Raw genomic sequence first — 20,502 nt, 5'->3', positions numbered from 1 at the left:
AATCACAATATTCTGATGAAAGGTTTTCTTGTATTGGTTGTAAGCTTTGTAACCCTGAACCTGGCAGCCCGGGCTACTGACAAACCCGCGGATAAGAATGTTACTATTGTTTCAGCAAATAATTCACCACGCTTAAAATACGGGACTGAAAAGCTCACCGCCGCCTTACAAAAAGCAGGATATAAAGTGGTGCTTACGGCCGATGGCAAACTGCCGGCTGCCGGAACCACCATTGTAGCCGGTAACTATACCGACGCCCTGATTAAAAAAGCAGCTGTTGCCTGGCACATGAAACCCGATACAACAGGTAAGGAAGGGTTCTCTATAAAAAGCAATGAAACCGCTTTTATCATCGCCGGCACCGATGCCTCAGGCACCCTGTATGGCTGTATGGAACTGGCCGAGCAGGTAGCCAATCAAAAAACACTTCCCGAAAATATTTCCCTCACCGATAAGCCCGAAATGGTATTGCGCGGCGCCTGTATAGGTGTACAAAAACCTTATTATTTACCGGGAAGAACGGTGTATGAATATCCTTACACCCCCGAAACTTTTCCGTGGTTATATGATAAAGCCCTCTGGGTGCAGTACCTCGATTCTTTAGTGGCCAACCGGTTGAACTCACTGTATTTGTGGAACGGCCACCCGTTTGCCTCACTGGTGCGAATAAAAGACTATCCGTATGCGGTAGAAGTAGACGACGCTACCTTTAAAAAGAATGAAGAACTGTTTGCGTTCCTCACCACAGAAGCCGACAAACGCGGTATTTGGGTGATACAAATGTTCTACAACATCATTGTATCGAAACCGTTTGCCGAAAAGAACAATATGAAAACGCAGGACCGTAACCGGCCCATTATACCTTTGATCGCAGACTACACCCGTAAATCAATAGCCGCCTTTGTGGCCAAATATCCAAACGTAGGGTTGATGGTGGCACTCGGCGAAGCGATGGAAGGAGTAGGGCAGGATGATGTGGACTGGTTCTGCAAAACGATTATCCCCGGTGTGCAGGATGGATTGAAGATGCTGGGCAGAAAAGATGAACCGCCAATTGTATTGCGTGCACACGATACCGATGCGCCGCGGGTAATGAAAGATGCGTTGCTCATTTACAAAAACCTGTATACCGAGGCCAAATTCAATGGCGAAGCCTTAACTACTTACGAACCACGGGGGCCCTGGGCCGAACTGCACCGTACCCTTAGCCGTATTGGAACGGTTCAGATAGAAAACGTGCACATTCTGGCCAACCTGGAACCATTCCGGTATGGCTCACCCGATTTTATACAAAAATGTGTGCAGTCGATGCACTCGATCTATGAAGCCAATGGTTTACACCTGTATCCCCAGGCTTCTTATTGGGACTGGCCATATACAGCCGATAAAACGCAACCCCGCCAGTTAGAGATCGAGCGCGACTGGATCTGGTACCGTACCTGGTCCCGCTATGCCTGGAATTGTACCCGCGACCGCCACCAGGAAGAAGAATACTGGGCCGGCAGCCTGGCCGATAAATTCGGCTGTTCTGCAGAACAGGGAAAAAACATAGTAGAAGCGTATGAGCAAAGCGGAGAGATCTCACCCAAAATATTACGCCGTTACGGTATCACCGATGGTAACCGCCAAACGATGACGCTGGGCATGTTGATGACACAGTTAATTGACCCCAAGCGTTTTGGTTTGTTCCCCTTATTATATAATAGTGAAGCCCCGTTTGGGGAAATGATCATTGAATATGCCGATAAAGAGGCCAATGAGATCCCGCATGTAGGGGAAACACCCATAGCCGTAGCCGATGAAATAATTGTCCATGGCGATAAATCGGTCGCGGCCATTGAAAAAGCGGCGCCACATGTTACCGCCAACCGCGATGAGTTCAACCGCCTGAAGAACGACATGTATTGTTACCAGTCCATGGCGAAATTCTACGCCTGGAAGGCAAGAGCGGCCGTGCAGGTATTAAAGTTCAAATACACAAATAAAATAGCCGACCTGGAAGAAGCGGTTCCTATGCTGGAAAAAAGCGTGGCGTTTTTTAAAGATCTGGCAGGCCGTACCGATACCACGTATCTGTATGCCAACAGTATGCAAACGCAACAGCGGAAAATACCGGTAAATGGCAAGAACGCCACGATGAAAACCTGGGTGGAATTGCTGCCCATCTATCAACGCGAGCTGGAAAACTTCAAAAAACACATCGAAACGTTGAAGAAGCAGGGTGGGGGCAGTGGACTGGCCAGCATAAAACCGCTTAACAATGCCGCTGTAGAAATATTAACTCCGAATATTACAAGATATACATTCCAAAAAGGTGCGCAGGTCTTTCCTGACCTGAGTGCAGTAGTGAATGACCTGCCGGCTTTCCTGAAAGGTTTACAGGGTATTTACTATAGTCAGGGCCGTCAGATTACTGAGGGTACCAGCCTGAATTTTAAGACTGCTAAACCAGTAAAATTACTTGTAGCATATTTTGCTGAAAAAAATGGTGCATATTTGCCGGAGCCAACATTGGAAATTGATGCGAGTGCCGATGATTACGGCCAGGCACAGGTAAAAGTGGCAAATGCCATGGCAATAGAGGGTTTCCCTGCAATAAACATACATAGTTTTTCGTTTCAACCGGGCACACATACACTTACTTTAGGAAAGGGATCCTGCCTGTTACTGGGCTTTATCAATGATAATGATCCTTTACCGGTTGTAGATGCTGGATTAGGTGTTTCTGAAAATGCCGGAGCGTTGGATTGGTTGTTCGAAAAGTAATTCACAACGATTGCTGCCAGCGCGAAAAAAGATGGATTATTGTATTAAATAATCGTAAACACATTTGAAAATTATTGAAGTGGCCTCTGCCTTTACGTTATAGTTATGCATATGACTATCGTAGATGACAGAGGCATACACTTGGGTATTTACGATTGTTGGTAAACGTGTATGAAAAGTTAAATGTTCCATCATCTTAACAAAAAAGTGCATTGTTTAACCACGTGGGTAGCTGTTTCTTGTGCCCGATTACGCAAATCCAATATCCGGGAAGACCAAGTCTCCCCTCATCTCTAACCGCGCGCCATATACAAAAGTTTCTTGGTTAAGTTTTGCTCCTCTCAATTGTTAAAACATAAATCTTAAACAACTGTTGTATGATTGGAAAACCGTTGTACAAATGCCTGATGGCGTTTTTTTTGCTACTTAATTGTACGATCCTGTTCGCGCAGGAAAGGGTTGTTACAGGTAAAATCAAAGATCCTTCAGGGAATCCGCTTCCCGGGGTCAATGTAAATGTGTCTGGTACCCGTATCAGTGTCACAGCCGATGTAACAGGGACTTTCCGCATTCCAGTTTCCTCTGAAAATTCCGTTCTTGTATTCAGCTTTGTCGGCTTTTTACAGAGGGAGCAAAAAGTAGGAAACGATTCTGCTGCAATTAACATTACAATGACCTATGACAATGCCGACCTTGACCAGGTGGTAGTAGTAGGTTATGGTACTTCAAAAAGAAGAGACCTTACCGGTTCTGTGTATTCTATTAAACCCGGTATGGTAACTGCTACACCTGTAACCAATGCTGCAGAAGCATTACAGGGTAGAATTCCTGGTTTGGACATTACCCGCAGCAGTGGTGCACCCGGTGGTGGTGTAAACATCCAGTTGCGTGGTAACAGAACCCTCAGTGGTACTAACAATGGTGATGGTACCCGTGAACCCAGTTCTCCGCTGGTGATCATCGATGGTTTTCAGGGTGGTAAGCTTGAAGATCTGAACCCGAATGATATCGAGTCCGTGGAGGTGTTGAAAGACGCTTCTTCTACTGCGATTTATGGTTGGATGGGCGCAAACGGTGTTATCATTGTAACCACTAAAAGAGGTAAAGACCGTCCTAAAGTTTCTTACGCTGGTTATTATGGGGTGAATGGTTTTGTAAACTATCCTAAAAACCGCACCGGCCAGCAGTTCATTGATTACAGAAAAGATGCGATCAAGGGCGCTACCCCAACTGCAACTCCTACTGATGAGAGCGTGTTGGATAAAAACGAACTTTACTTTTACAAACAAAATAAATGGATCGACTGGCAGGACCTGGTGCTGCACAACGGTCTTGAACAAAGCCACACTGTTTCCATTCAATCTGGTGGCGACAAAACAAAAGTATACTTCGGTACTGGTGTTTACCGCGAAGAAGGTTCGCTGAAAGGAACGGATAATACCCGTTACAATGCGCGTTTGAACTACGATCAGCGTGTGAGCAATATGTTCAAAACCGGCTTTAGCGCTCAGTTGACTTATACTAATACCAACCAGCGCACTGATCCTATGTCACAGATCAGCCAGATGAACCCATTGGGCGATCCTTATGATCTGAATGGCAATATCAGGTTATGGCCTGGCATTATTCCAGATTCTAACTATAAGAATCCTGGTAATAAGAACTATATGAGCCCGTTGACAGACGAACGGCCCAATGCCTATAAATGGAATATTATCCGCGGCAACATTATTGCCAATGGCTACGTTGAGTTTACTCCTGTAACCGGGTTGAGCATTCGTAGCAATTTTGGTACAACGCTGGACTATAGCAGAGAGGGCAGATACTTTGATTCTGTGACCCTGGCCAACATTGGTACACCTAATAACGCCTCTACAGCCAGTACGACCAATACTTTTACCCGTTTTTATAACTGGGATAACATCATTACCTATACCAGAAAGTTTGGCGAACACAATATTACCCTTACCGGTCTTACTTCATATACCCGTAACGATATTGATTTAACAGGCGTTACCGGTCTTCACCTGGGAAATACCAACTACCAGTTTTATAACCTGGATGGTACCAGTACAGGTGACCGTGCCATCACTTCAGATTACCGACGGACAAATACATTTTCTTATGCAGGCCGTTTGAACTATGCGCTGATGGGCAAATACCTGTTTAACGCTACTTTACGTGCGGATGGTGTTTCCAAATTGTCGCCAGGTAACAAATGGGATTACTTCCCCTCAGTTGGTCTTGGCTGGAACATCCACCAGGAAGAGTTCATGAAAGACGTGTATTTTGTAAATAACTTAAAGCTGCGTGCTACTTACGGTGTTGCAGGTAACGCTTCACTAAGAACGTATGAAACACAGGTTAACCTGTTGAACGCAAACAATATTATTGGTAGTCAAGGAGTGCCGGTTATCTATCCTAACCCCAACTATGGTAACCTGAATTTGGGCTGGGAAAAATCTTCTACCGTAAACGTAGGGCTTGATTTTGCTTTATTCAAAAGCCGTCTGTATGGTACCCTCGACTTGTACAAGACGACCACAAAAGACATCCTGTACAATCGTCCGCTGCCCCCTACTTCAGGGTTAGAGAAACAATGGCAAAATATTGGTGAGTCTATGAACAGAGGTGTGGAGTTAGCGATCTCTTCGTTGAACGTGAACCAACGCGATTTCAAATGGACTACTACTGTAACATTTACAGCAGCCCAGGAAAAGTTGACTCACCTGTTGAACGATCAGGACATTATTGACGCCGCTAAACCTGAAACTAACTCGCTGCTGATAGGTCACCCCGTAAAATCATGGTACGGCTACACCAAACTAGGCATCTGGCAAACAGATGAAAATAAAGACGGTGTTAAGTTTGGTACTAACTATACTTACGTGCCTGGTGATATCAAGGTGAAAGACAAGAATGATGATAAAACCATCGATGTAACTGACCGTGAATTCCAGGGTGCAGACGTACCAAAATGGTTTGGCGGTTTACAGAATACTTTTTCTTACAAAGGCATCGAGTTAAGCATTTATGCAATTGCCCGATGGGGTAATACCATCAATGCTGAATTTATTGCCGGCCGTTACAATATTGACGGTACCGGAAATGGTTTGGCGATGTATAATTACTGGACCCCTTCCAATCCAACCAACGAATTTCCGATGCCTAAAAGCGGTGCTTCATTGGGTAACTCTGGTTATACAGGTTATTACTCAATGAACTTTATCGATGGGTCATTCGTGAAATTAAAAACGGCTACCCTCGCTTATACATTACCTTCACAGATCAGCAGAAAAGTGTATTCTGACAAGGTTAAAGTGTATATCACCGGTAATAACATCTTTACCAAGGCAAAAAGCAAATACCTGAAGAATTATGATCCAGAAAGAGGTGGTTCTGAGAACTCACCAATAACACGTCAGTTTGTGTTTGGTGCAAACGTCGATTTCTAAATAATTCTTAACTCTTAATTGATTATTACAATATGAAAAATATTAAAAATATATCATATGCTGTAGCGGCCTTCCTGGTAACCGCCGCTGCTTCCTGTAACAAGCAACTGGATGAGGTGAACCCGCACAGCGCTACCGTTGAAACTGCATATACCACGCCCACTGGTTTTACTGGCCTGGTAAACAGGGCTTATCAGGATCTGCACCAGATCTATGGCATTGAGGACGGCATGTTTTTGACTGAAGCCGGCACTGATTTATGGTTTAACGATTCCCGGGGTACTTATGCGCAACAGTATACACAATATGTTGGTCTGGCTCCTGGCCAGGCTCAGGGTAAAAACCACTGGACTGCCTGCTACCGCGGTATTTACTATTGTAACGTAGGTCTTCATGTGGTTGACGGTGCTAATTTCACCAATCAAACAGAAAAGAATCAACGCCTGGGTGAATTACGCTTTTTAAGGGCCCTGTATTATTATCATATTGTAGAACAGTATGGCGCGGCTACCCTGGATACCACTTATAAACAGGGCGCTATTATAACAGAAAAATTACGCACTGCACCGGAAGATATTTATGCGGTGATGATCGATGACCTGGAATTTGCTAAAGCCAATCTGCCTTTAAAATGGGCGGATGCAGAATACAGCCGGGCGTCAAAAAAATCAGCTATGGGTTTGTATGCAAAAGTATTGCTCACCAGAGCTTACTATGCAACTGGTGCTGACAGAACCGCGTGGTTTACCAAAGCCAAGGCTGCTGCCGAAGACGTGATCAATAACCGGGGTGCCCTGAATCTTGACTTGTATCCTAATTTTGCGCAGGTAGGTGCTTCCATGTATGGTACCACCAGATCCCAGAATACAGAAGCCATGTTTGTGTTGGCTTATAGCGAAGCAAATAATACCTTAAACGCCTATACCACTACTAACGGTAACCGTATCTTTAAATGGACCATACCAAAGTACACACAAAGACCTGGTATGTCGACATCATATGTATATGGTGCTGACAATGAACAACGCCTGATGCCTACCTGGCACCTGCTCGATCTGTTCAATGAAGATATAGATGCTCGTTACAATGCCTGCTTCCAGGAAGTATGGATCGCTAACCAGGCGTGGGCATGGAAAGGTAATCTGGATAACAGTAAATTGAAATATCAAAAAGCTGCCAGTGCAACCGACTCAGTAATTGCAGTAGGTGATACTGCCATGTACTTTACTAAAAAGGTGTGGGGAGGTAGATTGACGAGAAGATATATGGAGATTGACCGTAACGAACTGTATAAAAATCCACAGCCTGGAAAAGGTGCCAGTCTTCAGGATGACAAAGTATATGTAACGTCGTGCTACCCCGGATTTAAAAAATTCCTTAATCCGAATATTACCAATACAACGCGGACTACTGACTATGGTGATGCCATGATCATGCGTTATGCTGAAATGTTACTGATTGCTGCAGAAGCTTCTGTTCAACTGGGTGATCAGGCAACTGCTATGAAGTATGTAAATGATGTCAGAAAAAGAGCTGCAATACCAACACACGAAGCTGATATGGAAATTACAGATCCTTCTAAAGTGGACATTAATTTCATCCTGGATGAGCGTGGCCGCGAATTTGCTGGTGAGCAAATGCGCTGGTACGATCTGAAAAGAGTATTCCGCAGTGGTGTTGACTGGGTTGCGTATATCCTTAAATACAACCCTGATATGACCTCTATTCAACCATTCCACCGCGATCGTCCGATTCCGTTGGCTGAGTTGCAAACGCTTTCTAATCCTGTACAATACGGTCAAAACATAGGTTATGATCAACCCAAATAAACGACGGTTTTAGAAAAGGAAAAGCATTGAAAGAGAAAGTCTCCCCGGCTAAGCCGTGGGGGACTTTCTTGTTTTAGGGCTGAAGTAGAAAATGGGGTTCGGAGTGGGACTGAGAAAACCACGGTGTGAATTGAATAACAGTGAATTAGTATGTTGAGTTATTGGGAAAATACTATAATCATTTATAAGTCAGGCATTTATAGTGTGTACCATGTGTGAACCATGTGTCAACCATGTGTGCTTCATTGGAGAGAGCACATATTTGACACATGGATCACACATGGATGAGGCCAGGTTCACACATCGAACAGTTTCACATGCCTTGTTATCCCTATGTCTGTATGCTGTCAGCCTTATGTTATACATAATGAATAGCCGGTGCTTATTCCATCAAACTACCAACATAATTGCACTGGAATTGCACTGAAGAGTGGGAATTTTGTGGTAATCCAGTGCAATTACAGTGCAATTATTTCCGGGGAAGTGATATATGTCGCGTATATGTGTCGTAAGTAGGACAAGTGTGTCTTGTACTGAATTACCAGGGACAATTGCTAATTATTCAGACAAATTAGGAGGCATGGCACGTTATATTGTTTTGCCTGAAGCCGGCATCACTTTAGCTATAGCGTTAGAGAAAATATTTAGCAGCCTTAATGGAGAATGGCGTTAATTTACGGAGATCGTGGGTGTATTTAAGTTCTAAATCGATTTAGATTTCGTTTTAGTTCGGTTGTTGTTTACGGACAGTGAAATATGATCGAATCCCTCCTTAAATACACGGTTTTCCGGAAGACTTACTGGTCACGGTTACTAATTTTAATAAAATGTATTAAAGAAGAATCAATAATTGAACGGATATGTTCAAATGCAAAATGCTGATAATAATGCTGGGTATTTATGGCCTGAGTTGTAACCATTCCGCTAACCGGCACCAGCCAGCGGGATCAGCTAAGGTGTTGTCTGTTTCGGCGAAGGATTCAGCACTTAAAATTGCTGAGGAAATTGCTTTTAGGACGTACGGAAACGTTATAAAAAACGAATTACCGTTAAAAGGCCGGTTGTCAGGTGATTCTGTCTGGATTGTAGAAGGCACGCTGCCGGAAGGAGCGGATGGCGGGACTGTATATATTGAGTTAAGTAAACGTGATTATAAGTTATTAAAGCTTACGCATTACAAGTAAGTTGATTTTTTAAAGTCCCGGTTTCAATCCGGGACTTTTTTAATATAAAAATGTTTTGGTACATAATCAGGTTTACTGATATTTGACATACCATGATACCAACGCCTTACCGTAGACCATTATTCGCAATTTTACTTGTCAATGTAGCACAAACGCTGGGCCAATCATCAGCTTTCTCACCCCGATCTTCAACAAGATTCCTCATTAGTTTTCGAGTCTCTTAAGCCGTTTGACCAAACAAACGGTTATGTACCTCCTGTATCTGAAGTTCAGGGGAGGGAAGATATGTATATTTCAAATTTATATAGCACTAGTTAAACGAGTTGTATGCGTAAAACCTTATTGAGCCTTTTCTTATTGTGTTTTGTGTGTTTAATACAGGCACAACAAAGCCTGCCTTCTTTAAATTACATTCCACAGGGGCCTACTACGGCCGCCTTTACCCGGTATGGCGATATCCCGGTTGATTTAAGTACCGGGGTAACCAATATCAGTATTCCCATATTTACGTTGAACGAGCATGGCATTAATATCCCGGTCTCCATCTCGTACCATGCTTCAGGAATAAAAGTGAGTGATGTAGCCAGCCCTGTTGGACTGGGGTGGACGTTAAATGCAGGAGGAATAATAACGCGCACTGTTTTTGGACTAAAAGATGAACAATTGGATTGGGCTGCGCCAGATGGACATCATACGTTTTGGAAACCACCATTTAGAACTATTCAACAGTTTTTGGATTACAATAGTGCGCGGGAGTTACAGGACCAAATGGGCTGGGCTGATGAATTATTTAATCAGATGATCAATGTGGCGCCCGGACATGGGCAAAATGATTTTTATTCAGACCGGTTCTTTTACAATTTGGGCAACGGCGAAAGCGGTGTTTTTAGAAAGGATTATGTGACTGAGGAGTTCAAAACTATCCCCTACAGGCCAATGAAGATCCGTTTCATGAATACAGATCAGATTTATAAAGGCTTCGAAATAGAAATGACGACTGACGATGGTACCCGATACCTTTTTGAAAGGAATAAATATGATGTATGGCATCCTGAAAAAATTTATAACAGTTCCAATAATGACTCAGTAGTCTTTTATACGCATGCAGATACCATAGAAACCATTTCCTTTACAGATTATGAGGAATTTGGTTCATATAACAATACCCCATATCCAAAAACGGAACCGTGGATTGAATCGGGGACTTATGACCTGCCCGGTACATGGTGTAGATTGAGGGAAAGAGAAAATAATAACACCTCTGGTATTTATCATAATGGCGTTATAGTAGATGACGAGATCGTATTAGTTGACAGCATTGTGGGACCCAACACTGTTATCCGGTTTACCTATGCCAAAGACCGGGTAGACGCGACTGTTATCACAGCGGAGATACTCAGCAGACTTACCAATATTCAGGTAGTTAACAGGGCAAATGGTGCCTTGATAAAGAATGTTGATCTGTCACAAACATATTCCGGGGAAACATCACGTGCCAAACGGCTGATGCTGGCCGGTATACAGACTGGAGCCAGCGGGGAAGAAAAATATGCGTTTAAATATAACCCGTTGCCTTTACCTGAGTATTATATGACAGCCTACCAGTCAACTGACGAGGTTTATATGCAGGATTTCTGGGGTTATTACAATGATAGCTATTCATATTCTACTTTGTTTAGGGATTTTTCTCCCAATGGAGCTCTGAATCTTTTTCCAGATGAAATGCGTACACAGGCCTGTATGCTGCAGGAAATAAAATACCCAACCGGGGGCAAATCTGTTTTTGAATATGAAAACCACCGGGTGCCGCCTTATTTTTATGGCCCGGGCCTTTCGCCTACAGATGTTTCTAAAAAGGGAATAGTTGGAGGACTAAGAATAAAGAAGATAAGCACCTACGCTTACGAAGGGGCTATACCACAGGTAAAGACATACGAATACGTGTGTGAACTGCCAAAATATTATGGCTATCTGGATTATGACAAGTTTACTTACCGTCAGGAGACTTTCAATTATTTTGATCATTTGTCGGCAGGGTGTGTAAATGTAAATGTTTCTGATACATGGAACCAAACTTTTTCGAACATTTGCGTAGAAAGGTCAATGGGGCGTTACATTGGCGGCCCCCAGGCTCCGGTTTACTACAATAAAGTGACCGAATATAACGGGGATGGTAGTAGTAATGCAGGTAAAACGGTTTATTATTTTCACCTGCCGAGTGATATTTTAAATGACGATGTTGCTTCATCTGAGTTCCGTTATTGTGGGCCCTGGGATAAAGATTTAGGCAGTTACACCCCGACACTTGAAAAAAAAGAAGAGTATAAAAACCAGAACGGACAATACAAGCTGGTACATAAAACGGAAACAGAGTATACCAGGTTACACGGGGAGACTTTTTATACAGGTTTTACTCTGACTTCCGAGTTGAGATTTAACCCGATGACGGGCAATGCGCAAGATGCATTTTATTTTTATAATAGAGGATTGGGTGAATGGTACTTTCCTACCCTGCACTATGATAATCCGGTTGCTTATCCCGGCCTTGATTTACCCTGGAAAACCAACGTATATGATTATGTAGATAGCATTAATTTCACCAAAACCTATACGGAATATTCGTACAATCAACTGGGCCAGCAGATTTCAGTCAATACTACCACCAGCAAGGGCGATGCGTTGATAACAAAACTGACTTATCCGGTAGATTATGCTGCCCAGCCGCCCTATAACACCATGGTTGCAAGAAATATAATTGCTCCTGTAATTGAACAATCTACTTACAAGAATACCAACAGCACCGGTGATATCTTTTTACAATCCACCAAAACCAATTATAATTATTGGAATTACGCTGCTCAAACCTGGGGGAATGATGTCAGTAATCAGATTCTGCCGCAAACGGTGGATACGAAGAAAGGCGCAAATCCTGCAGAGACCAGGGTCCGGTATTATTGGTATGACGATAAAAACAACCCGGTGTATGTTTCTAAGGAAAATGATACGCGTCAGCTGTTTTTGTGGGGATATAACAAAACATATCCTGTTGCCCAGGTAATAAATATAACCGAAGATCAAAGACCGTACGTGACATATAGTTCTTTTGAAACTGGAGCAGATTACGGCGTATGGGCAGGAACTATAGTTGATGATAATACAGCACCTACCGGAAAAAGGTGCTTACGCCTGAATAGCGGCGGGCAATTGGACTATCCTCTCAATGCAGCTGCTTCATACATACTTTCTTATTGGTATAAAGTCGGTGGTTCCATAGAGGTTATTGCGAACTCACCTGTGCTGGTTACTTCCCAGCCCAAAAATGGCTGGATCTATGAAAAAAGAAAAATAACCGGTATTGGTTTGCTATCTATTCGTGGACCCAACAGTTATATTGATGAAGTTCGTTTATATCCTGAATCGGCGCAGATGACTACTTATTCGTATGAGCCGGGGATTGGAACGACAGCTCAATGTGATGTGAATGACCGGATCACTCATTATACCTACGATGCTTCGGGCCGGTTAGTGCTCGTTAAGGATGAAGATGGGAATATATTGAAAAAGATCTGTTACAATTTCCAGGGACAGCCGGACGCCTGTGGCGAAAGTGCGCTGGCACTCTGGCAAACCACGGGTGCTACCAGAAGTGCTCCATGCCCTCAAAATCCTGCTTACCTGATAACACAAGGCGAAGAGCGGGATAATAATCCCAACAGCGATTCGTATGGAACCACCCGTTGGGTGGATAAGGAGGTTGGTTTGTGTTATGCATCGGCCGAGCCGGTATGGAAGGCTACGTACGTTACCCGGTGCAAACCATGTCCTCAAAATACTAAGTATTTCACCAATTCAACACAAACGGAAGAGAAGGATATCAACCCCAATAGTACAACCTGGAATACTTCTCGTTGGATCGATCTTGGCGTGATAGGCACCTGTTTCGCTCCGGGCGGTTGGGAACCTACAGGAAATTTGCGTTGCAGAACGGTGGGCGGACAAATAACCGGGGAGCAGGAACGGGAGATGAAAGATATGAATTTTTGTAGCGCTACTGGTGGAATGTTATCCTGGGATAATATTGGAATGAATGTGGCAGCCTGTCCATTGCCGCCTGTTTTCCAAAGCCTGGATGTAAGTGGCAATTATTTTAAACAAAGTTGCGGTTCCCAACAGATGCCATTACCTTACTATGTGAGCATGCCACAAGGATCTTACACTTCAACAGTTAATATTCAGGATGCCACGAATCAGGCTACTGCAGAAGCGCAGCGCCTCGCCAATGTAAATGGACAATGCAAAACGGTATACGTTAGAGTAAGAAAGGTGCTCGAATCAGACCCGTCAGATTATCAGCAGTACACTAATTATATTGTAAGTTTCTATTCAGATGCGGCCGGTACAATTCCGTATACAATCCAGTCAACCCTGGTCATTAATATTAAGGTCAATGCCTATTGGATTGTAGATGGGCAGTATGAGCCTGAAGGAGATTCTTATTATTCATTGAACGCTTATGCTAATGATAATACGTGGGAGTACGAGGCTGAATCTACTTTCTGTCCTTACTCAGGATCGTGTAGACATGAGGAAATGACGCTCCTGTCTGGTCAATACGTAATTATTCCTTAAACCTTAATCCTATATTAACATGTTTTCACACGCAACTATAAAATTCAGCCTGGCAATGTTATTCGCATTGCCGGCTAATTTGTTACTGCAGGCCCAGGACTCAACTCCAAGATTCAATATTCCTTATCCTGCTGCTTTGCCCATTAACTATGTACGCACCTGGGATGCTTTGTCGCCAGTGACAGATCCCATTCAGTTGGTAGTAAAGCCACGTAAGGAGGTGATGCAAACAACTTCCTATTCAGATGGCCTGGGGCGACCTTTACAAACGGTAATTAAACAGGGCTCATTAATAAGTGGCGCATCACCTACTGATCTGGTTAATATGAAGGTGTATGATGAATATGGCCGGGAAGTACGCAGCTTCTTACCGTATGCATCTACAGATACAAAGGGGGTTATTAAATTTGGACCTTTTGAACAACAACAGTTGTTTTACAATAGTAATAATGCCAATAGCCCAATATCTGGTCAGGGTGAAACCTTCTTCTATGGTAAAACCGAATATGAACCTTCCCCTTTAAACCGGGTAGACAGGGCCTATGCACCCGGAAACAGTTGGGTTAACCAGGGCAAAGGTATTCAGGTAAAGTACCTCAACAATACAGGTGCTGACGAGGTGCGGATCTGGAATGTATCAGACGTAAACAATGATTTTGGTACTTATAGTAGTCCTGGTAATTATCCCGCTGCAACGTTATTTAAAACTATCACCATCGACGAGCATAATAACCAGGTCATCGAGTTTAAAACAAAAGAAGGGCTGGTGGTCCTTAAGAAAGTGCAGGTTAAAACAACCACTTTTGACAATGGATCGGGCAGCGGGCATGGGGACTGGTTATGTACCTATTATCTTTATGACGACTATAATCAGTTGCGTGCGGTTGTACAACCGGCGGGAGTTGATTGGCTCAGGCAAAACGGCTGGGGGCTCACTTCCGAGATCCTGAAAGAGCAGGTATTCAGGTATGAATATGACCAGCGCAACCGGATGATCATGAAAAAGGTGCCGGGTGCTGAGCCTGTTCAAATGGTATACGATGCCCGTGACCGGCTGGTAATGACACAGGATGCCAAAATGAAAATGGCTGCCCAAATGCAATGGCTGGTTACAAAATACGACGATATCAACCGGCCTGTGGCCACGTATCTGATAACTGATCCTGCCAATTACCTCGATGCTGCCTGGCACCGGACGCAGGCATCGGCCAGTATATCGTATCCTAATGTGTCGGTATATTCGAATCAACTGCTAACAGAAATACATTATGATAACTATGATGGAATTCCAACGGGATTGGCAGGAACGCTCAATGCCAGCGGGTATCCAACTTATTTAGATGCGGCCGCGAGTGAATTCCCGGATCCCTTAACACCGGCAAGATCTGTGCTGGGGCTGGTTACCTGGACAAGGACAAAAGTCCTGGGCGAAAATACGTACATTTCCTCCTGTAGTATTTATGATGATAAGAAAAGGGTGATCCAGGTGCAAAGCCTGAACTATACAAATGCGCTGGATATTATTACCAGTCAGTACAATTTTTCCGGTCAGTTATTGAGAAGCCATATAAAACACCAGAAGGGTGGTACTAACCCTCAGACTTATGACGTGGCTACAAAAAACAACTATGATAACCTGGGGCGGCTGGCAAGTGTAGAAAACAACCTGAATAGCGGGGGCTGGAAAAAGGTAGTGGAGATAACGTATGATGCCATCGGGCAAATGAAGACTAAAAAACTGAGTCCCGATTTCAACGGGTTAGGATTGGAAAAGATGGAATATGATTACAACATTCAGGGTTGGATGTTGGGCGCTAACCGGAAATATGCAAAAGAAACCAACAACATAGATCATTATTTTGGTTTTGATCTGGGGTATGATAAGCAAACAGTCGGTACGCTTGGTTCCTATGGACAGCCTCAATTTAATGGAAACATTACTGGCACTGTCTGGAAAAGCAAGGGCGATGGCGAGATCCGGAAATATGATTATAGCTATGATCCGGCAAACCGGATAACGGGCGCCGATTTTAATCAATATTCCAGTGGTTTTAATAAAACGGCGGGCGTTGATTTCACGGTGTCTAACCTTACCTATGATCTGAATGGAAATATCTTGACCCAAAAACAAATGGGATTGAAGGGGGGGAGCAGCGCATCGATAGATCAGTTGAAGTATAATTATTATGATTATTCCAACCGGTTAAAGAATGTGTTGGATTCCGGCAATGACCCCCAAACCATGCTGGGCGACTTCCGATCGTCACAAAAATACATAGCCGAATTAGGAGGAGGAAAAACAAACCAGGCGGTTGATTATGATCAGGATGAAAACGGTAACCTGAAATATGATCAAAACAAGGATATAGAATCCATTACTTACAACCACCTGAATCTTCCTCAAACAATCACTATAGAAGGAAACAAAGGCAGCATAGAGTATGTGTACGATGCTGCGGGTACTAAACTGAAAAAAGTGGTACATGAAACCGGTAAGCAGGATAAAACCACGCTGTACCTGTTCGGTATCTATGAAGATGAAGTGTTGCAGTTCCTGCCCATGGAAGAGGGGCGGATACGACCCATGCGGGATACCAATGGAGCCGTGACTTCGTTTACCTATGATTATTTTGTAAAGGATCATCTGGGTAATGTACGGATGGTGCTTACTGAAGAACAGAAGGTTGATATTTATCCAGCGGCTACCCTGGAAGGAGATTTCGTTGCCAATACCGGTGCGGTGAGTACGGAAAAGAATTTTTATAATATGCAAGGGACCAACATCGTTTTAAAGAATGTAGCAACTGGTCTTACGGAAGATTATAAAAATAAAAATGGTGGTTCCGGGGAGCTGGATCCGCCGGTAAATAATAATAGTAACGGAAATCCAACAGCATCCAGTGAAAAATTGTATCTGCTGGATGCTTCTGATGGGGTTGGTAAAACCGGTTTGGGCATAACGCTCAAGGTAATGAGCGGCGACCGGATAGATATCTATGGGAAGTCGTACTATTTTGATAACACAGCGCCCAACAGTTACCAGGTTCCTGTGTTGGATCTCTTAACGGGTTTGTTGGGAGCGCCTACCGGAGCTACTGTAGGAAAAGCAGTTACGGCAACGGGTCTGTCCGGAGTAACCGATATTTACAATGGAGTCAATAATTTTCTTACTAATCCCGGCCGGAACAATGGAACAACAACGGTGCCCAAAGCTTATATAAACTGGGTATTGCTGGATGATAACTTTAAATATGTGAACGGTAACTTTGACCGGGTAGGAGGAGCAGGAACGCTTAAAAACCATTTGTTGTCCAATATCCCTGTTACCCGGAATGGTTATCTTTATGTGTACGTGAGTAATGAAAGCCCGGTAAAAGTGTTCTTTGATAATCTGCAGGTGATCCATACAAAAGGTCCATTGCTGGAAGAAACGCATTATTATCCGTTTGGGTTAACGATGGCGGGGATAAGTTCGAAGGCGTTAAAGGCTCAATATTATGAAAATAAGCGGGGTTTTAATGGGAATGAATTGCAGAATAAGGAGTTTAGTGATGGCAGTGGGCTGGAAACATATGATTTTAATGCAAGGATGTACGATCCTCAAATAGGAAGGTTCTTTCAAATTGATCCGCTATCCGATCTATCTGTTAGCTTGTCTCAGTATAATTTTTCAAGCAATAGTCCTATAAATAGAAATGACCCTTCTGGGTTAAAAGATACAATAGTTAATGGTCAACAAGTTCAAAGGGATAAAGATCTTGCAACTGTTTATGTGACAGGAAAGAAAAACCCAAACAGTGATAATCAATCAGCTGGCGGGCGTTTGTGGCGTAATCATGTAAATCATATTTTGAAAGTGCCAACACGTGTAAGTAATTTGTTCGAATTAGGAGCAAATTCAATGTTGAGGACCAATATGATTTGGTTAACTGACGATCTGTTAGAAAGGGTTAAAAAAGATCCAGCGATGGTTACACATCAACAACAAATAATAAAACTTTTAAAAACTGATCCAAGGTTTAAAAAAGTGTTATTTATTTATTCAAACACAGGGGCCTCCGTTCAGTTTGGTGGAAATAGAGCGACAGGAGAAGATTGGTTTGGATTGTCAGATCAAAACCCGCTTTTACATTCAGAGACCTGGGAGGTTGCTTCTGATCCATTAACTTGGACTTTGCGGCATGCTAATATTCAAACGGATGCAATAATAAAAGAGGATGGGACGATTGTAATGACTCATTATATTTCAGATAAACTTGATTTAAGGCCAGGGCCTGGACATACTGAAGCATATAATACTGTTACTTCTGGGCTAGGGCCAATATACCATGACTTTTTTAGAGGTAGCGATAAAATGCAGGTTAGAGGGAATTGGAGTACCACTATAAATGAATAATACAGATAGGTAAAGAAAAATTAAATTTTGAATATGAGAGAAGTGTTAATTTGTTTTTTATTGATTTTTTTATTTTCCTGTAATCATATTGAGACGGGGGATAGTTTAGGTAAATCGGAAAAGGAATACATCCTGCGCTTAAAATTACTTGATGAAAATGAAAAAATTTATAAGTTCTATTCAGAATATAAGGTGAAAGTGGCAGGTAATTTTTTTACAGACAAACGAATCGCAAAGTATTGGATTGATGAAAGAAACAAAGAAAATGACCACATAGTTTTTGCATTTTATAAAGACATCAAATTAATTGATACAGTGTACAATGCAGGAGCAACCTATACCCCTTATATGTTAATAACGAAAACAGATGGTACCACTTTTAAAGTTAGTGTTAATGGGAAAAAAGCGGAAGTAAAGTCTTTTTTTGAAGACGCTTTAAATATGTGGCGACAATATAGGTGAATTCTCGATAACGCGTCCCAGGTAAAATGTCTCCTTGGTTGAGACAAGGAACCACGAAGGAATATTTTAGAAGATATCAAAAGCCGCAGCGCCCGTTGCGGCTTTTAAAACCAGCTTTCCACAAAACCTGGGAAGCTATAAAATAGGGACGGTGATTATTATCCGTTTGGGTTAACAATGGCGGGGATAAGTTCGAAGGCGGTGGGAAGTTTGGATAATAAATACAAATACAATGGAAAGGAAAAGCAGGAGAAAGAGTTTAGTGATGGCAGTGGATTGGAGTTGTATGATTATGGAGCGAGAATGTATGATGCGCAGATAGGGAGGTGGCATGGTATAGATCCGTTAGCTGATAAATATCCGAGTTTATCTCCATACTCTTATGCTTTTAATAATCCTATGATTTTTGTCGATCCTGACGGTAGAGAAAATATTGTTTATTTGGTTACAAGTGATGATAAATATAAAGATAAGCTTGATGCTATAGCAAAGCAGGCGACGGCAAATTTCGAAAAAATGGGACTAAAAACTGTGGTTAGAGTTTTTTCTGGCAAGTTCGATGCAAAAGCATATAAACAACTGGACAATACAGATGCCGTCGCAGTTCTTGGAGGTAAGAATAGTGTAATTGAAACAATAAAAAGCTTTAATCCCGAATATGCGAAAACCTTAGACGCTGGAATTTTTGGTAGTACCAGCCCTAATAACATAAATCCGGAAGAAAGTCAAAATCCAAGAACAGACCCACAAGGCGGACCTACTGATAATATTATAGCGATAGGAGCAGAGGCTACTAAGGTAATGGCAGACGACATCAAGGCTAAATTTGAAGAAATGGCGGCCTTTACTATTAATCATGGAGCTGGTCACCTCTCAAATCTAAACCACGCTGGTCAACTTAATAGTTATGATGATCAGGGTGAATATAATGCTGGTATTTATGTGCCTGGTACGCCAAATGTTATGACAGATGGAGCTGTTATGGCTGGGCGGATAAAAGCACGACGAATCGGTGGAGAAACTCTTCAAACTTATATAACCTCTCCATTTAATACGCAACCTCCAAATAATGAGACCGGTACTCTTTCAATACAGCGTGCCTATATGCGTAGATTTGGAAACAATATTCCTAATGCTAAATTATTAAGAAAGTAATGAATAGAAATGTCATCTCAGTAATAGTAATAGCGAACGTTTTTATTTTAAGCTGTAATGATAATGGAGGATATTGTCAACAGGGTGTTGTTAATGACCTGGTTATAGAACCCGTACATACTGTTCTTAAAATTCCGCCTTACAGGATTTATGATTCCGTTATCTACTACAACGGGAGAACAATGTTAAACTATAAAATTACAACTATTGATAGTAGCTTAGAGCTTATACTTTTTGTTGATGATTATAAGGATTATAGTGATAAGCAAAGAGATATTGAGCATATCAAGAAGATGCAAAAGCAGGAGGTTGAGAGTAGCCTGGAGTCTAAAATTACCTTAATTACTGAAAGGTATAAGCAGGCGGATAGTATCAAAGTTGGTTATGTTAAATATCTCATAGAACAAAAGAATGAGAAGTTTTATTCCGCCAGGATTTTTTTTTATAGGGATAAAAGGTTAGTTACGATATGGCTTTTTGAGAATTTTATAAATGAGAAACGAAATTTGAATTCTGAGATAGAGTGTATTTTAAATTCTTTAGCCTTTCAATAAGGATTATTTAATTCATAACCTCGTTATAAAGAGCCAATTTATCTTTATAACGAGGTCTTTTTATGTATAGTT

8 protein-coding genes and 1 pseudogene are annotated in these 20,502 nt (G+C 42.4%); all 9 read left to right on the top strand.

Annotation, left to right across the window (positions count from 1 at the left end; translation table 11 throughout):
* Nucleotides 1-15 precede the first annotated feature (15 nt).
* The 9 genes and pseudogenes from BMX95_RS13095 (at nt 16) to BMX95_RS13055 (ending at nt 20,430) form a co-directional block, all read left to right on the top strand.
* Nucleotides 16-2,766: an alpha-d-galacturonidase gene (locus tag BMX95_RS13095; protein WP_081204764.1), complete on the top strand. Its 2,751-nt coding sequence runs from the start codon at nt 16-18 to the stop codon at nt 2,764-2,766.
* 377 nt (nt 2,767-3,143) lie between these two features.
* Entirely contained in the window at nt 3,144-6,221 is a 3,078-nt protein-coding gene (locus BMX95_RS13090; protein ID WP_081204765.1) for a SusC/RagA family TonB-linked outer membrane protein, read from the top strand.
* Between the two features lie 32 nt (nt 6,222-6,253).
* The gene (locus BMX95_RS13085) at nt 6,254-8,050 is read left to right on the top strand and encodes a RagB/SusD family nutrient uptake outer membrane protein (protein WP_081204766.1); all 1,797 of its coding nucleotides are present in this window, start codon (nt 6,254-6,256) and stop codon (nt 8,048-8,050) included.
* 887 nt (nt 8,051-8,937) lie between these two features.
* Nucleotides 8,938-9,234, top strand: coding sequence for an NTF2 fold immunity protein (locus BMX95_RS13080; protein ID WP_165759122.1), 297 nt, complete (start codon nt 8,938-8,940; stop codon nt 9,232-9,234).
* 327 nt (nt 9,235-9,561) lie between these two features.
* Nucleotides 9,562-13,863, top strand: a complete 4,302-nt coding sequence (locus BMX95_RS13075) for an RHS repeat protein (RefSeq protein ID WP_081204768.1) — start codon at nt 9,562-9,564, stop codon at nt 13,861-13,863.
* 19 nt (nt 13,864-13,882) lie between these two features.
* Nucleotides 13,883-18,259 carry a DUF6443 domain-containing protein gene (locus BMX95_RS13070; protein ID WP_081204769.1) on the top strand — a complete coding sequence of 1,459 codons (4,377 nt, stop codon included), beginning with the start codon at nt 13,883-13,885 and terminating at the stop codon, nt 18,257-18,259.
* 33 nt (nt 18,260-18,292) lie between these two features.
* The gene (locus BMX95_RS13065; protein WP_081204770.1) at nt 18,293-18,721 is read left to right on the top strand and encodes a hypothetical protein; all 429 of its coding nucleotides are present in this window, start codon (nt 18,293-18,295) and stop codon (nt 18,719-18,721) included.
* A gap of 168 nt (nt 18,722-18,889) precedes the next feature.
* Nucleotides 18,890-19,876, top strand: a pseudogene (locus BMX95_RS13060) (RHS repeat-associated core domain-containing protein); the annotation flags it as partial.
* Complete coding sequence (locus tag BMX95_RS13055) at nt 19,876-20,430, top strand: hypothetical protein (protein ID WP_081204772.1); 555 nt, start codon at nt 19,876-19,878, stop codon at nt 20,428-20,430. The pseudogene BMX95_RS13060 and the gene BMX95_RS13055, both read left to right, overlap by 1 nt.
* Nucleotides 20,431-20,502: the final 72 nt, after the last annotated feature.

The organism is Niastella yeongjuensis (genome assembly GCF_900110245.1).
Classification (GTDB): Bacteria; Bacteroidota; Bacteroidia; order Chitinophagales; family Chitinophagaceae; genus Niastella; species Niastella yeongjuensis.
Note: the sequence above shows the minus strand (reverse complement) of the source record. Positions and strands in the feature narration are given on the sequence as shown.

Coding starts and splice junctions, on each gene's coding strand:
- BMX95_RS13090 (WP_081204765.1), top strand. CDS start 3,144: ATGATTGGAAAACCGTTGTACAAATGCCTGATGGCGTTTTTTTTGCTA.
- BMX95_RS13075 (WP_081204768.1), top strand. CDS start 9,562: ATGCGTAAAACCTTATTGAGCCTTTTCTTATTGTGTTTTGTGTGTTTA.
- BMX95_RS13095 (WP_081204764.1), top strand. CDS start 16: ATGAAAGGTTTTCTTGTATTGGTTGTAAGCTTTGTAACCCTGAACCTG.
- BMX95_RS13085 (WP_081204766.1), top strand. CDS start 6,254: ATGAAAAATATTAAAAATATATCATATGCTGTAGCGGCCTTCCTGGTA.
- BMX95_RS13070 (WP_081204769.1), top strand. CDS start 13,883: ATGTTTTCACACGCAACTATAAAATTCAGCCTGGCAATGTTATTCGCA.
- BMX95_RS13055 (WP_081204772.1), top strand. CDS start 19,876: ATGAATAGAAATGTCATCTCAGTAATAGTAATAGCGAACGTTTTTATT.
- BMX95_RS13065 (WP_081204770.1), top strand. CDS start 18,293: ATGAGAGAAGTGTTAATTTGTTTTTTATTGATTTTTTTATTTTCCTGT.
- BMX95_RS13080 (WP_165759122.1), top strand. CDS start 8,938: ATGCTGGGTATTTATGGCCTGAGTTGTAACCATTCCGCTAACCGGCAC.